At 41.4% G+C, this 16186-nt stretch carries 15 protein-coding genes; 6 read left to right on the top strand and 9 right to left on the bottom strand.

Going from position 1 to position 16186, the window contains the following annotated elements; all coding sequences use genetic code 11:
- Positions 1-117: 117 nt before the first annotated feature.
- The 3 genes from tdh to EGC86_RS15720 form a co-directional block, all read right to left on the bottom strand.
- A complete protein-coding gene (gene tdh, locus EGC86_RS15730; RefSeq protein ID WP_011639348.1) occupies positions 118-1143 on the bottom strand; it encodes an L-threonine 3-dehydrogenase in 1026 nt (341 codons plus the stop codon).
- 86 nt (positions 1144-1229) lie between these two features.
- Entirely contained in the window at positions 1230-2423 is a 1194-nt protein-coding gene (locus EGC86_RS15725) for a glycine C-acetyltransferase (RefSeq protein WP_011639347.1), read from the bottom strand.
- A gap of 327 nt (positions 2424-2750) precedes the next feature.
- The gene (locus tag EGC86_RS15720) at positions 2751-3413 is read right to left on the bottom strand and encodes a TetR/AcrR family transcriptional regulator (RefSeq protein WP_123778173.1); all 663 of its coding nucleotides are present in this window, start codon (positions 3411-3413) and stop codon (positions 2751-2753) included.
- A gap of 116 nt (positions 3414-3529) precedes the next feature.
- Here EGC86_RS15720 and waaA point away from each other — a divergent pair, with 116 nt between their 5' ends.
- Positions 3530-4792 carry a lipid IV(A) 3-deoxy-D-manno-octulosonic acid transferase gene (gene waaA, locus EGC86_RS15715; protein WP_123778172.1) on the top strand — a complete coding sequence of 421 codons (1263 nt, stop codon included), beginning with the start codon at positions 3530-3532 and terminating at the stop codon, positions 4790-4792.
- Between the two features lie 89 nt (positions 4793-4881).
- On the opposite strand, the gene EGC86_RS15710 is transcribed toward waaA, so the two are convergent.
- The gene (locus tag EGC86_RS15710; RefSeq protein ID WP_123778171.1) at positions 4882-5610 is read right to left on the bottom strand and encodes a 3-deoxy-D-manno-octulosonic acid kinase; all 729 of its coding nucleotides are present in this window, start codon (positions 5608-5610) and stop codon (positions 4882-4884) included.
- Between the two features lie 110 nt (positions 5611-5720).
- Between EGC86_RS15710 and EGC86_RS15705 the strand changes: the two genes are divergently transcribed.
- Positions 5721-6755 (top strand): glycosyltransferase family 9 protein, encoded by a 1035-nt coding sequence (locus EGC86_RS15705; RefSeq protein WP_123778170.1) that lies wholly within the window; start codon positions 5721-5723, stop codon positions 6753-6755.
- 78 nt (positions 6756-6833) lie between these two features.
- Positions 6834-7829 carry a glycosyltransferase family 4 protein gene (locus EGC86_RS15700; RefSeq protein WP_123778169.1) on the top strand — a complete coding sequence of 332 codons (996 nt, stop codon included), beginning with the start codon at positions 6834-6836 and terminating at the stop codon, positions 7827-7829.
- Between the two features lie 67 nt (positions 7830-7896).
- Here the strand turns inward: EGC86_RS15700 and EGC86_RS15695 are convergent, their stop codons facing one another.
- The 5 genes from EGC86_RS15695 to EGC86_RS15675 form a co-directional block, all read right to left on the bottom strand.
- The gene (locus EGC86_RS15695) at positions 7897-9036 is read right to left on the bottom strand and encodes a glycosyltransferase family 9 protein (RefSeq protein WP_123778168.1); all 1140 of its coding nucleotides are present in this window, start codon (positions 9034-9036) and stop codon (positions 7897-7899) included.
- A 1-nt stretch (position 9037) separates the two neighbouring features.
- A complete protein-coding gene (locus EGC86_RS15690) occupies positions 9038-9820 on the bottom strand; it encodes a glycosyltransferase family 25 protein (RefSeq protein WP_123778167.1) in 783 nt (260 codons plus the stop codon).
- Positions 9821-9912: 92 nt separating this feature from the next.
- Complete coding sequence (locus tag EGC86_RS15685; protein WP_342634236.1) at positions 9913-10782, bottom strand: glycosyltransferase; 870 nt, start codon at positions 10780-10782, stop codon at positions 9913-9915.
- Between the two features lie 21 nt (positions 10783-10803).
- A complete protein-coding gene (gene rfaD / locus EGC86_RS15680; protein WP_123778165.1) occupies positions 10804-11757 on the bottom strand; it encodes an ADP-glyceromanno-heptose 6-epimerase in 954 nt (317 codons plus the stop codon).
- Positions 11758-11809: 52 nt separating this feature from the next.
- Positions 11810-12811, bottom strand: coding sequence for a glycosyltransferase family 9 protein (locus EGC86_RS15675; protein WP_123778164.1), 1002 nt, complete (start codon positions 12809-12811; stop codon positions 11810-11812).
- Between the two features lie 505 nt (positions 12812-13316).
- On the opposite strand from EGC86_RS15675, the gene EGC86_RS15670 reads away from it, so the two are divergent.
- The 3 genes from EGC86_RS15670 to EGC86_RS15660 all read left to right on the top strand — a co-directional run bounded on the left by EGC86_RS15670 (position 13317) and on the right by EGC86_RS15660 (position 16185).
- The gene (locus EGC86_RS15670; RefSeq protein ID WP_123778163.1) at positions 13317-14069 is read left to right on the top strand and encodes a glycosyltransferase family 25 protein; all 753 of its coding nucleotides are present in this window, start codon (positions 13317-13319) and stop codon (positions 14067-14069) included.
- Positions 14070-14174: 105 nt separating this feature from the next.
- On the top strand, positions 14175-14681 hold the full coding sequence (coaD, locus tag EGC86_RS15665; protein WP_011639335.1) for a pantetheine-phosphate adenylyltransferase: 507 nt from the start codon (positions 14175-14177) through the stop codon (positions 14679-14681).
- A 4-nt stretch (positions 14682-14685) separates the two neighbouring features.
- Positions 14686-16185: a capsule assembly Wzi family protein gene (locus EGC86_RS15660; protein ID WP_123778162.1), complete on the top strand. Its 1500-nt coding sequence runs from the start codon at positions 14686-14688 to the stop codon at positions 16183-16185.
- Position 16186: the final 1 nt, after the last annotated feature.

The raw sequence follows: 16186 nt of genomic DNA, 5'->3' as shown, positions 1-16186 counted from the left end.
CTATAAAAATGTACAAATAGCGATGTGCTTAGCGCCAGTTTGCAACAAGGGGTTGTATAAATACAACCCCTTGTTGGTGTACTGACTCATTAAGCCACAATACTGAGGTATTAAAGCTTAATCCCAGTTCAATATAACTTTACCTGACTGACCTGAACGCATTGCATCGAAGCCTTTCTGGAAATCATCAATACTAAAGTGATGAGTAATGATGGGTGACAAGTCTAAGCCAGATTGGATTAAGCTTGCCATTTTGTACCAAGTTTCGAACATTTCACGGCCATAAATGCCTTTGATGATCAACCCTTTAAAAATGATTTTGCTCCAATCAATGGCCATTTCGCCACCAGGAATACCTAGCATGGCAATTTTACCACCGTGGTTCATGGTGTCTAACATCGCGTGGAATGCCGATGGTACGCCTGACATTTCTAAACCGACGTCAAAGCCTTCTGTCATGCCAAGTTCTTTCATGACATCTTTAAGGTTTTCTGTTGCAACATTTACTGCGCGAGTCGCACCCATTTTTCGGGCAAGATCAAGTCGGTATTCGTTTACGTCAGTAATTACAACATGACGAGCCCCAACGTGTTTACAAACCGCAGCAGCCATAATACCAATAGGGCCTGCACCGGTAATTAACACGTCTTCACCGACTAAATCAAACGACAATGCAGTATGTACCGCATTACCGAATGGATCGAATATAGCCGCTAAATCATCTGGAATATCCGCAGGGATTTTAAAGGCGTTAAACGCTGGTAGCACTAAATATTCGGCGAACGCACCGTCACGATTCACACCAACGCCTGAAGTATTACGGCATAAGTGGGTACGGCCAGCACGACAGTTACGGCAGTGACCACAGGTGATGTGACCTTCTCCAGATACACGATCACCAATACTAAATCCACGTACTTCCTGGCCAACATCGACCACTTCACCGACATATTCATGACCGGCAATCATCGGAACTGGAATGGTTTTTTGCGACCATTCGTCCCAGTTGTAGATATGCACGTCAGTACCACAAATAGCTGTTTTACGAATTTTAATTAGCAGGTCGTTGTGACCCATTTCTGGTTTTGGTGCATCGACCATCCAGATGCCTTCTTCAGGCTTTAACTTACTTAATGCTTTCATGTTGATGACCTATTTTAGTCTGAGCTATCTTTAGCGATTACTACGCGATGCTGTTATTAATCTATGCTTTCATTAACCAAGTTAGATTAGATAATGCCCATATCTTTACCAATACGGGTAAAGGCACCAATAGCATGATCAAGTTGCTCGCGAGTGTGCGCAGCAGACATTTGGGTTCGAATACGCGCTTGGCCTTTTGGTACCACTGGGAACGAAAAACCGACCACGTAAATATGCTCTTGTAATAAACGGTTAGCAAAATCGCCGGCCAATTTAGCATCGCCAATCATGACAGGGATAATGGCATGGTCTGCACCACCTAAGGTGAAACCAACAGCAGACATTTGCTCACGGAAATAACGACTGTTTTCCCATACTGCTTCACGCAAGTCTTGACCCGTTTTTAGCATTTCAAGCACACGGATAGACGCACTAACAATAGAAGGTGCTAATGAGTTTGAAAACAGGTAAGGGCGAGAGCGCTGACGTAACCATTCAACGACTTCTTTTTTCGCTGCAGTAAAACCACCCGAGGCGCCACCTAACGCTTTACCTAATGTACCGGTAATAATATCGACACGATCCATGACATTACAGTATTCATGGGTTCCACGACCATTTTGACCGATAAAGCCAACTGCGTGAGAGTCATCGACCATCACTAATGCGCCGTACTTATCTGCTAGATCACATACACCTTGAAGGTTAGCGATTACACCATCCATTGAGAATACACCGTCAGTGGCGATCAAAATGTTACGTGCACCAGCAGCTTGGGCTGCAATGAGCTGAGTTTCCAAGTCGGCCATGTCATTGTTGGCATAACGAAAACGCTTAGCTTTACATAAACGCACGCCATCAATAATTGAAGCATGGTTAAGCGCGTCGGAGACAATTGCGTCTTCTGCATCTAATAAGGTTTCAAAAAGACCCGCATTAGCGTCGAAGCAAGACGAGTACAAAATGGTGTCTTCCATACCTAAAAAAGCACTTAGGCTAGCTTCTAATTGCTTATGTATGTCTTGAGTACCACAAATGAATCGTACCGATGCCATACCAAAACCGTGACTGTCTAAACCGGCTTTTGCTGCTTTGATAAGTTCAGGATGATTCGCTAAACCTAAATAGTTATTGGCGCAGAAGTTAATCACTTCTTCACTGTTAACTTGAATAGCCGTTTGTTGAGCGGAAGCGATGACGCGCTCACTTTTATATAAACCATCGGCTTTCACATCGATAATTTGCTGATTAATTCGGTCGTAAAAAGAGGTAGATGCCACCTGTGTTCTCCTAAATATGGTTATTATGCTTATCCAAATCACGCAGTAAAACACCGCGATAAATGACAGGGTGTTTTGGAGTTATTGGCATTCTAACCTTTATTTTTGCCGCTCTACAGCGTTTTTTTTAGTCGTCAGACCAACATGAGTTAGATTAGGGGTATCGAATTATTCACATTAAAAAAACTAATCATTAACATGTAGGTGGCGGGATTTGAAAGGCGGGTGATAACCCTAAATTAATCCGCTAACAACCGATTCAATTGTAGTTGGTTATTAGCAGATTGGAAATTCTGTAATCGATGCGAGATAAACGAAATACTTCGCTTATATTTGCGCGACGCTATGACGTTCTTGGCTGGCTATGTCTAAGTAGTGTTGCTCTAAACGACAAAATGTTGCGGTTGAAGTGGGAGTTGAGTAAGCCTGAAAAATCATCAATACTCTTAATAACCCATCGTATAGCGTGGCTTTAGTGATGGTTGATGTACTAGATTGAGTTAATTGGTAGCTAATCCAGAAACTGACCATCATTTTAATGGTGTCGGCAAGCGCGGTCACTTTATTATCATCGACGTCTAGGAAACCGTCTTTTTTGAGTTTGCGCAGTACATCACTTGAGCGAGTCAGTACTTGTTGTTGAGCATGTAAGTAGCGTTTCTTTAGCGCATCATCACGGCTTAAAATATCGGCTAAGTTGGCATACATAAACCTAAACTGCCATAAGGTATAGAACATGGCGTCAAAATAACCCATTAATAATTCAATCGTAATAGGCACATCATCATAAGGCTTAAAGCCTGACTCTAAATGACTTTCATATAGACTGAAAATTGAATTGATGATGTCTTCTTTATTGCGGAAGTGATAGTACAAATTGCCCGGACTAATGCCTAAATGCGCTGCAATATGGTTGGTGGTAATACTACGCTCACCGTGTTCATTGAATAGTTCTAAGCTGGCAAAAATGATTTTATCGCGGGTTTTCATGTGATTTCCATATTCATTATTGACTTATTGTCGCTCAAATAATTCGTTAAGCCGACTTAATATGAGTATGTTAACATTGTGCTTATCTGACAAGCAAAATCGATGACCCATCTTACATGAACCGTATTGTTTATTCTTTGTTCCTATATTTGTTGTTTCCGCTGGTGATTCTTTATTTAGCATTTCGTGCCATAAAAAGTGTCGACTATCGTAGCCGTTGGTCTGAACGTTTTGGTTTTGCTAAGTTAACCAAAACTGATGTGTTGATCCACAGTGTGTCGATGGGAGAAACGTTAGCGGCGATTCCGTTGATTAAGCAGCTGATGACTGCGCACCCAGATTACGTATTTACCGTTACTACAACCAGTCCAACAGGGTCTGCAGAAGTGACTAAAGCATTTGGCGATACAGTCCAGCATTGCTATTTACCGTTTGATTTTTCATATGCAATTAAACGTTTTTTACGCCAATTACAGCCCAAAGTGTGCATTATCATGGAGACCGAGTTGTGGCCAAACTTAGTCCACTTTGCAGAGCAGCAACAAGTGACTCTGATTTTAGCCAATGCACGCTTATCGCAAAAGTCCGCTGATAAATACGCCAAAAAGCGTCGTTTGGCTGTGCCGATGTTAAACAAACTCAACTTGATTACCGTACAAACTAAAGCTGAAGCCGAACGGTTTATTACCCTAGGAGTGATTAGTCAGCGCATACATGTGTGTGGCAGTTTGAAGTTTGATCTCACTATTGATCCCATCAAAAAACAGCAAGCCAACACGCTTCGAGCCAAGTGGGATCGGGTTAATTCACCTATTTGGGTTGCAGGGAGTGTTCACCCTGGCGAGTTTGAGGCCATTTTGAGTGCTCATAAACAGCTATTAGCTTGTTTCCCTAATGCATTATTGATTATGGCGCCCCGACATCCTGAGCAATTTAATTTAGCCGCTATTACCATTACCCAATCTGGATTGGTGTTAGCGAGACGTAGTATGAATGATGAGGTTAATAGCCAGACTCAAGTATTACTTGGCGACACTATGGGGGAGCTAGTGATGCTATACGGTACAGCGGATCAGGCATTTGTTGGTGGGACATTGATTAATAATGGTGGTCATAATCCGCTAGAGCCTGCTGCTATGGGGCTACCTGTGTATGTTGGCCCCAACCATTGGGATTTTGCTGAAATTACCCAATTACTTGCCGATGCCGGCGCATTGATCTGTATTAGCTCTGCGGATGAATTGGCGCAAGAATTACAAAATAAGTTTACCGATAGCCATATGTATCAATCCGCGTCCTTTGCTGGATTAGCTGTAGTTGAGCAAAATCGGGGCGCGCTTTTAAAGCAGTTTACCTTCATTAATGAACTCATCGTGTAACCTTTTACTGTTAGTCATTTGAACATAAACGTATAAAAATAGACGCAAGTTAGCGTCTATTTTTATCACTACCCCATACAGAGTTAGCTTTAGATTGGGTTGATGCTTTGATAACCGGCAAGTAATTGCAGCCAATGCTGTTGACTAAATTGCAGCGTAGTCAGTTTAGCGTGCTCTTTGTTAAAAGAACGTAGCAAGCGGTCTAAATTGGCTTGTTGCCATGTAGGCTGTGGTGTACGTAATTCGCCTCGATCAAAATCAATCAAATAGAATTTCCCATGTGCCAGTAAGATGTTTTTGGCATTTAAATCGGCGTGATATACCCCACGCTGATGAAATTTGGCAATGGTTTCGCCTAATACATACCATTGCGATTCTGTCATTGGGTTATGGCTTAAGTAAGCCACTAAATCATTTGCACCAGCAACATGTTCAATAATAATGTCGGCTCGATACCATAAACCAAAACGTTCAACATTCGCCGCAATAGGGCGTGGAACCGCAAATCCTTCTTGATACAAAACTTCAAGGATCGCTAACTCTGCTACAGCACGGGTTCGTTGTAGGCCGGTATAGAAGTAGGCATCTCGGCTGAATTTTTCCATCATTCCACCGCGCCAATAATGGCGTAACACCCATGTTTGCGGGCTGTCCGAGTTATCGGTTTTGACAAACCATGTGGTGTAACGGCCTTTGGACTGACCCACCACTGCATTTTTTTCTCGCCAACCATCAACCGCGAAGTCTTGCGGTGCTATGTGTTGGGCAGTGGTTTCACACCATGCAATATGGCCAAGTTGGGTGTTTTTTATTTGCATCTAATTATCAATAGCATTGGTTAGATTGTGGATCGAAATAACATTATACCTTAAGATCACTAACTTGCCTTCACCGCCTTAATTCTTCACTCAAGCATATTGGATAATCAATGAAAGCTGACTTTAGTGCGATACGTTCATTATGTTTACTGCGTTTGTCTGCCATTGGTGATGTTTGCCACGCAGTAGCAATGGTGCAGGCTATTCAAAAACAGTATCCAGACCTGAGTATTACGTGGATTATTGGTAAGGTTGAATATCAATTACTCAAGCATTTGCCTGGGATCCAGTTTGTTATTTTCGACAAGTCCAAGGGCTGGCGTAGCTATATTCAGTTACGTCGTGATTTACAAGGCCAACGTTTTGATGTGCTGCTACATATGCAAGTTGCACTTCGTGCGACCATAGCCTCATTAATGATCAAGGCGCGAATTCGGGTCGGATTTGATAAGGCCAGAGCCAAAGAAGGCCAGTGGTTGGTGACCAATCACGCCGTTGACCCCTTGGCCACACCGCATGTATTAGATGGTTTTATGGGCTTTGCTAAAGCCATTGGTGTAGAAGACTTAACTCCACGCTGGAATATTCCTGTACCACAAGCCGACACCGACTTTGCCAAACAACTGGTGGGCGATGATAAAGTCATGGTGATTTGCGCAGCAGCCAGTAAGGCCGAACGTAACTGGCTGCCAGAGCGTTACGCTGCCGTTGCTGATTATGCTATTACGCAGGGATTCAGAGTAATGTTGTGCGGTGGCCCAACAGTGTTAGAAAAAAATCTAGCGGATGTGATTCAATCTCATAGCCAACAGCCATTGGACAACCAAGTAGGTAAGACATCTTTGACTCAGCTGCTTGCAGTGTTAAAACAAGCCAAGCTAGTGCTAGCACCAGATACCGGACCCTTGCATATGGCTGTTACTCAAGGTACGCCAGTGATTGGTCTATATGCTCACTCAAACCCAGGACGAACAGGACCTTACTTTTATCGTCAATACACCGTAAGTGTTTACCCACAAGTGATAGCCAAGCAATTTGATGCTCCAGTGAAATGGGGCACGCGTGCTAAAGGTGAGCATTTAATGGTGATGATAGAAGTTGATCAGGTTATTTCGGCGTTTAAACAACTTTGTGCAGATCAATAAATACTCTCAGTGGGTTGCTTGACGGTGAAATATCGCCGTTTATTTTGTTCCGCCACAGATTCAATATGGAAAGGCTAAATGAAAATCTTACATGTACTACTTTGCCGAGGACCGTTTCCGGCGTTTAAGTTTGGCGGTACTGAGCGCGTAGTATGGTCATTGGCCTCTGCACAAAAGCAGCAAGGACACGAAGTAAAATTCTTAATGCGCCCTCATGATGTCAGGCCTGAAGGAACGCTGTTTTACGATAAAATAAAGTCATTTAATCAACAGATTACCGATTGGCCTGATGTGGTACATTTTCATTGTGCTTTTACTGGTGAATTAGATAAGCCTTTTGTGTGTACCGAACACGCCAATGCAGATGAAGCTAAACAATATGACAGCAACACTATTTTTATTTCCCAGCGTCATGCCAATAATCATCACAGCGACTGCTATGTTTATAATGGCCTTGACTGGTCTGAGTATGGTCAGCCTAATTTTGAATCAAATAACCATTATGTACACTTTTTGGGTAAAGCGACGGTGCGTCATAAAAACCTTAATGGCGCCGCTCAAATTGCTAAAAAAGCGGGTTATAAATTAGCTGTACTGGGCGGCAAACGATTTGAGCTTGGTAAAAAAGGCTACCTTAATTTTGATATGAATATCGATTTTAAAGGCATGGTGGGTGGTGATGATAAATTCAATATAATCAGGCAGTCAAAGGCACTTTTATTTCCGGTAAGATGGCATGAGCCTTTTGGCTTAGCGATTACCGAAAGCCTCTTTTTAGGTACTCCTGTTATTGGTACACCATTTGGATCATTACCTGAGATTATCACCCAACCTGAAATGGGGTTACTGACGACAGATTATAATGAAATGGTTGATGCGCTGAAGCACCTTGATCGTTTTGACCGTAAAGTGTGCCATCAAGTGGCAAGGGATGTGTTTAACGCCGATGTGATGGCGCAGCAGTATCAAGGTATGTATGAAAAGGTGCTCAACGGTGAGTATTTAAATAAGGTTGCACCTTATTCAACCCAGAGTTTGTTAGATTTACTGCCAGTTACCGAATTGACGTCATAACTCGTATTCTTCACAGTTCACAACAGCAATAAAAAAGGCCAATTTGGCCTTTTTTATTGATTCTCAATTATGCTCGTTCAGCTAGTTTGGGCGTGCCACTGAAATGCTGCTGAAGCTGCTTCGTAAAAGCATCCACAATCTGTAGTGGCGTAATCGATTTAGCTTGGCCACTACCGGTTAAAATAATGCTGTCACCTTGTGGTTGCCAAAGAGTTAAATCATTCGACATTATGGTCACTTGTGGTTTACCCATGCATACTGCAAGGTGAGCCGTTGCCGTTTCGGCACTTATAACAATATCGCTTTCAGCAATTAAGGCTGGTAATTGAAAGAAATTTTGCTTGGCAGTAAAGGTGGTCACAGCCAAACGGTTTAAGTCACTATCTTCAGCAACTTGGGTGGTTACTTCATTCAATTTATCTGGCGGACAGTTGAAAATGTACACCAAGTTTTGGTATTTTTTTTCTAGTCCTAGAATGACTTGTTTAAGTTGAGCAAAAGGGTAATCACGCTTATCGGCTGTGGATAAATGATTGACAAAAACAATGAGCTTATTGTTATCGTTTTGAGTTGATTTTTCGATAAGTATGCGGGCTTGTTGCTGATAAACGTCATCAACATTAAAGACTAATTGCTTTTTCCCATCGACTAAATCATCACAAGTAAGATCCAATGCACGCTCAAAACATAGTGAGTATAAATCGGTAATATGTTTACTGCGTTTGGCTATGTCATCGTAACTGAAGTGTGCATCTATGTTTTTGAAATATAGCCATTTTGCAAGCGGGTTACTCAATGGTTTACTTTTCGAGGCCACCACAAAGGCTGATGTTGATATTTTTCGGGCTATTTTTGCAAATTGCTCACTGCGATTCTTACCTATAAATACGATTAAATCATAGTTGAGCGCTTGAGCCTGTTTAATATAGCCTTGTCTTTGAGCAAGGTTGCCCACAATTGGATAAGTATTGTCGATAATACCTAAAGCGTCTATCCATTCGTTGAGCACTTTATTGCGACCAGTTGCCCACGATTGCGGACGACTGCGGCAATCGTCAAACCACACATCAATAACCAAATGCGGATATTTAGCTTTAAGTGCTTTTAACCAAACACTTTGGTAAACAAAATCACCAATGGCTAAGTGTGTCATATACAAAATACGCTGCGCACTCTGTAATTGTGTGTGGCTTATTAATGAAGACACATTAATCCTTTTTTAACGCTTGAGTGAATTGACGAAATTGTTTTTCCAGCTGAGGCGTTGCAATAAATCGCATCAAAGCTCGACTCCAGTTTAACATTAACTTAGTGACGCGACGTTGAGGTGCTCTTTCTAAGTTACCGTCTGGATTAATGTCTGACGGGCCTTCTATGTCGACTGAAATACAATAAGGTAGCAAACCAAAAGGTCTTATTCCGAGAGTCCACCAAGACTTTAAATGACCATCAACTGGCTGGACAATATAAGGCATATGGCTAATCAGCGACTCTGCACCACGACGACTAATGGCTTGAGCCATTGCCCCTAGTGGAAACTTTTTATAAGTTACAAATTCAAACTCACCATATTGCATTGACGACTGAATATTTTTGCGACTTTTTCGAGTCAGTGGATATAACTTGATAAAGTCCCAATCCATGGTGGGTAGATTGAGGATCATGTTAATGGTGGCTGCAAAGTTAGCTTCAAGATGAATATCATCTTCAAACACAAAAGCTAAGTCTAAATCATCATCGATAATTTTTTGCCAAGCTCTTTTATGGCTTAAGCTGCAGCCGATTTCACCTTTACTGAGATCGCGATAATAATGCTGTTTGGCTATACGTGCAGGTGACACCGCTTCGATCTCATCTGCTGATAGCAGCTTTCCTTCAACGGCATCTATGCGTTCGAATTGAATATTGACCTCAGCGAGTTGTGCTGCAATTTGTGTTAGCCTCTCTTGCGAACGGGCCAAATTAATAACAAATACTTTGTATTTCAACATGAATAATTAAGCCTTTTCACTAAATACTTTGCTGCTAAATACGTTAAATCACAATGGCTATTTAGCTAGGTATAAGGTAAATAACCTTTTGGTTAAATTGTCACGAAGCGCTTGGCTATCGCATTGATTATAGGCTTAGGCAGTTTGTAGCGTTGCTGAACTTTGTTGATAAACAGATCCCAGCCACTTTGTTTTATATCAGCTAATACCTGGTCATCAATATGACCTTTGAACAGTTCGCAAAAGTCATTTACAAATCTCACTTCACGCTTAAGTGACGAATTACTGTAGCCTCGCCCCGCGTAGTGAATAAAACTGGCATCGCGATAGTTTTCTGGGCCCATAAAATCCATGCGATTAAACTTAGGCGAAATACTCTGATGCGCTAAGCCGTCTCTGTGCAGCAAGTAGTTTACATATGTTTGCTCGTAATACTTGATGTGGTTGCACAGCAGTTGCAGGTCTTCAAGTTTAGCGATGTCAAACAATCGGCTTTGCTTTGAAATAAGCATGCAACCAAGGTTGTAGTAAACTGAACGATTGTTGACGACCGGCCAATTATCGAGCGGCCCCATAATTGAGGTTATTTTATCAATCACATTTTGACGTTCTAAATGCTCGCCCTCATTAAATAAATAAACCGTGTTTACATCATCATAAACTTCAAAGATATTCTCCGCATCTGGTTGAATGATAATGTCAGCATCGACATATAACACCCGGTCATATTGTTTAAGGAGCTCTTTAATGTACAGTTTTTCTGTCCATGCCGGGCTGGCAGTATGTTGAGGGTCTTTAATGCTAATCGGATAATGAAACTCTTTAGATACAATGAGATCCGCGCCGACTTTTTTTGCATATTGCTCAAAGCTGAGCAGTGCCGCGCGGTACATCGGATTTTCATCACCAATCGCAAGAGTGAAAATAGCTTTTTTCATCATTGTATCCATGTAAAGTAAAATTGAGCTGACAATTGTTTGTTATTATTGACCAATGAAATGTTGGGTTTTAAGCCAATCTAAATATTCAGGTACGGCTTGCTCAACTGTTTTAAACTCAGCTTGGTAACCTGCAGCTCGCAATTGAGTTAAATCTGCTTGAGTATAACTTTGATAAGCGCCTTTCAATTTGTCTGGGAAAGGAATGTATTCAATGTGCCCTTTACCATGATAAGCAATCACAGCATTGGCAACATCATTAAAGCTTTGTGCTTGGCCCGTCCCGCAGTTATATATGCCTGATACAGATGGATTCTGCCATAGCCATAAATTGACGTTAACCACATCTTCGACAAACACAAAGTCACGAAGTTGCTGACCATTTTCATAACCATCAACACCTTCAAACAAACGACACACGCCATTAGCGTTAATTTGATTGTTAAAGTGGAACGCCACACTGGCCATGCCACCTTTGTGTTGTTCACGCGGACCATAAACGTTGAAATAACGTAATCCAGCCACTTGACCAGTGAGTTTTTGCTGTCTTACATATTGATCAAATAAGAACTTAGAGTAAGCGTAGACATTGAGTGGCTTTTCAAGTTCACGTTGCTCAATAAACTTTTCGCTGCCACCATAGACAGATGCAGAAGAAGCATAAATAAATTGGCAGTTATTAGCTTGGCTGTAATGCAATAATGTTTTTGAATACTCGTAGTTATTGGCCATCATAAACTTGCCATCCCACTCGGTGGTCGATGAGCAAGCGCCTTGATGGAAAATGACTTCAAGTTTGTTATCAAAATCGCCCGCTTTGATTTGCTTGATGAAATCATCTTTATCAAGATAATCAGCAATTTCACGATCGGCTAAATTGAACATCTGGGTGCCGTCGGTTAAATCGTCAACGGCGATAATGTCATTTCGGCCCATGGCATTAAGTTGTTTAACTAAATTACTACCAATAAACCCTGCTGCGCCTGTAACCACTATCATAATAATACTTCCAATATTTGTGCTCTAGATGAGCTGGCTGAATCCATTGCGCTTAAAATGGCTTATTTAAAAAGTCTGCAATTTCTTGGGACACTTGATCAAAATCGATTAAAGACATATTACGGCCCGTTTTCTTGCCTATCGGTGGCGTAAAAGTGAGTCGCTTGCTCGATTCTGTTAACGTTTGCCATCTTATATGCGGTGCTGAGCGTCTACCCGCATAAAAACCTACCGTCGGAACATTGTGTAATCCAGCAATGTGCAATGGGCCTGTTGAACCAGCAATAAACATGTCTGCTGCCACTAACGACTCTGCAAAATCGCGCAAACTGGCTAATGGTTTGGCTAACGAAACACGAATAGGTTGGTCTGCTAGTAACGCTTGAATATTTTGGGCTAAAACCAGCTCGTCACCATTATAAGTTAATACAAAATGACAATCGCTCTTTGTAAGACGATTGATATGACTAATCATCTTGGCCAGATCCACTTCTGCCACACTGCCAGAAGAACCTCCAGTACCGGGATGAATAAAAATCAGTTTTTCATCTGCTTGTTGGCCATAATATTGTTGCCACTTAGGCTTGTACTCACTCATATCCCAGTATTGCTTCGGTAAACTAGGGATAGGGTAACCATGGTGCGATAAAAAATGTTCAATCAACATACAACTGCCACGCCAGCAACCTTCGCCTTTCTTATAATCAGTGCTTGCACGGTGCTTGTAAAGATATTGATACCAATTATGTTTTGGCGCCAGCTTATATGGAATGTCGATATTTTTTAAGATCTTATACATTCTCATTTCAGAATGAGCCACAATCACCGCATCGTAATCTTGTTTAGTAATATACTCTGCGATGGCGGCATCATCACCAGAATCTGCAATGGCATTATCGATGTAGGGACATGCTTCAGCAAAAGGTGTAATTACCTTGGCAACAAATACGTCAATAATTGCATCTGGCATGGCTTTTTTTAGCAGATAGAATGCAGGCCATGTCAGCACAAAATCGCCAATTTTATCGTGTTTGATGACTAAGATTTTTTTCATATGACTGTCTGAAAGATAAAATATTAACTTAATTCCATCGGATGATGGGGCTCATTGTATTGTGACTTTTAACGATTTTCTCAACGACCATGATGATTGGCGCAAGAGCTGTCACAGAGTATATCAACTCAAGACCGTTTGTTCATCGTTTGCATGCGGAATTGTATCAAGGGTTAACAAATATCGGTTGCTATTGTTAACTAATCTGGCCATTGTGATGAATTTTTTGACAACAAGCTCAAGCCAGAATATTAGTGATATACTCCCAAACCTCTCACTGTAAAAATGGTGAAATGCATGTGAGTGAAAGGACGCAAAATAGCCATGATTTTATTAAAAGGGCTGTTTTAAATTTATTCAATGGATTAAATCAAATGTCACTCGCAAAAGTAACCTAACGGTAGCATCAACCATTTTATTCAGCAGATGTCGCCATTACTGAATATTCTAGGGTTAAATATCAGTAGTTGAACATGATTAAATTGGGTGTTTGGGTTAGTAATATATGAAATGTAAAGTTTTTCTCATTAATTTAGATAGCAGTACTGAACGATTTACGTTCATGGATGAGCAGCTAAAACAATTAGGTATCGAATACCAACGTATTTCCGCCGTATACGGTAAGGATTTGCACGATACCGATATTGCTAAAGTGTATGATCCTCAAGCAAACCTTCAAAAATACGACAAAAAGCTCAATCTGGGTGAAATTGGCTGTTATCTCAGCCATGTTCAATGTTGGCAAATGATTATTGAACAGCAGTTAGATTACGCATTAATTCTTGAGGATGACTCTGTGTTAGATCCTGCGTTAATGACGGTTATAGAGCACATTGAAAACCTTTCTACTGATTGGGACTATATTAAACTGTGTCATGGGCGTAAACGAAAGGGCGTTGTAAAATCGATAGATCTTGATGATCGTTTTAGTTTGTCGACCTGTTTAAAACTACCGTCATCTACTCGCGGCCAATGTGTATCGCTTGCTGGGGCACAAAAATTATTGGCTACGGCATACCCTATTGCTCGTCCAGTTGATATTGATATTCAGTATTGGTATGAAAAACAATTGCGTTGTTTTGTCGTGAGACCTTTTCCTGTGATTGCGACCGATTTAGACAGTGATATTAGTCGACTGGGTAGACGTAATAACGCTAAGCGTCATCATTTACTGCGTATTTGGCAAAAAGTGAAATACGAGCTGGAGTTGTTAAAACATAAACAACATCTACCATCACTTCCCAAAATACAAAAATAGTTATGTCGCCATGTGACATTAACCCATAGCTAAACCAAATGATGTACATTCTGGTGATAAAAGTCGCTAAACTAGCGGCTACAAATGATGTAAAGGCGAAATATTATGCACAGAAGAGCAATTTATCCAGGTACTTTTGACCCTGTGACTAATGGTCATGCCGATTTAATCGAACGTGCAGCACGCTTATTCAAGCACGTGATTATTGGTATAGCGTCAAACCCTTCTAAGCAGCCTCGTTTTTCTCTCGAAGAGCGTGTCGCTCAAGTTAACTTAGTGACAGCACATTTAAAAAATGTCGAAGTTGTCGGCTTTACTGGGTTGTTGGTTGATTTCGCCAAAGAACAGCATGCGAGTGTGTTGATCCGCGGCCTTCGTGCGGTATCCGACTTTGAATATGAGTTTCAGTTAGCAAATATGAATCGCCGTTTAAGCCCAGATCTTGAAAGTGTTTTTTTGACACCTGCGGAAGAGAACTCATTTATTTCTTCTACGTTAGTGAAGGAAGTGGCATTACACGGGGGGGATGTGAGTCAATTTGTTCATCCACAGATCGCAGCAGCATTAAAGCTGAAAGTAGCCCAAATTCAATTAGATAAAGAAGGTAAGTAATTTCATGATAAAAGGATTTAAGTCAACTAAGGTTGCTGCTGCACTTGGATTAAGCGCGATGATGCTCTACAGCAGTGCTCAAGCTGCACCATGGGTCGATACCTCTGATATCTATTTGCGTGCGGATATTCAAGCCTTAGCAGATGCCGGAGTGATTAGTGGGCCTATTAATACATTTCCATTGATGTGGTCTGGTATTGGAGCTGATTTGGCTCAAGCGGAACCTGCTTTGTTAACGCCTGATTTAGTGGATGCATTTGCACGAGTTAATTTTTACTACCAAAATGCTGTTGGGAATCGTGGAAACACCAGTATAAAAGTAGTGGCTGCATCTGATGAGGCGCGTTTTCAGCATTTTGGCTCTGATTATCGTGAAAAGGGCCAGTTACAAGGCTCACATGAATACACTGGAGAGCGATTTTCTTATAAGATTTCTGCATCGGCAAATTATAACCCTGCGGACGACGAAGAAATCCGTTTAGATGATTCTTATATTGCTGTGGTGTTAGGCAATTGGATTGTCACTGCCGGCAGCGTAGGCCAATGGTGGGGACCGGGATTTGACTCATCATTGCATAAATCAAATAATGCTCGTCCAATGCCATCCTTAATGATTAGTCGTAATAATTCACAAGCATTTGAAACGCCTTGGCTGTCATGGATAGGCGATTGGAGTTTAACTGGTGGCGTGAGTGTGACCGAAGAAGATCGTTATGCTCCACATACCCTATTATGGAATCTTCGTGGGGCAATTAAGCCATTTAGGCAGTTAGAAATTGGTTTGTCTTGGACTACACAGTTTTGCGGTGAAGGCCAAGAATGTAGCTTCAATACCGCGGTTAAATCCATTACTGGTCAGCGTGATTGTCGAGCAGATAATGTCGATGAATTTGGTTGTTCAAACTATGGTAACCAGATGGCGGGCTTTGATGTCCGTTATGCAGATACCTGGTTTGATGTGCCTGTTGGTTTGTACTTAGAACGCACCTGCGAAGATTCAAAAGGTGATCCATGGCAAATCGTTGATTGCGGTAAAATGGTTGGTGCAGACACACGCTTTAATATTTCCAAACAACAGTACAAATTATTTATCGAGTACACAGATACTATGGTGTATTGCGGTGAAGACAAAAACCAGTTTAACTGTTTTTATGAGCATTCTACTTACCAAAGTGGCTCGCGTTACTATGGTCGTGCTTTTGGCAGTACCTATGACAGTGATGCGAATGTTTATGCATTAGGCTTAATTGGGCAGTTCGATAATAGTCATGGTTTTACTTCAATACTCCGTTATGCTCAACTGAATAAAGACGGTGCTAATCGCGGTGGTGTATGGGCTCCACAGCCATTAAAAGAAGATATCATGATGCTGGAATTGTCGTATCGTTTGCCGATGTTTAATGGCATGTTGACCTTAGGTGGCAGTGTGGCTAATTCAGAGTTCGAAGTACAAGATGATGACACTCAAGGCACTGTGTTTTCGACTTACGAATATAAGTTTTAAG

This window comes from Shewanella frigidimarina (assembly GCF_003797125.1).
GTDB classification, from domain to species: Bacteria; Pseudomonadota; Gammaproteobacteria; order Enterobacterales; family Shewanellaceae; genus Shewanella; species Shewanella frigidimarina.
Note: the sequence above shows the minus strand (reverse complement) of the source record. Positions and strands in the feature narration are given on the sequence as shown.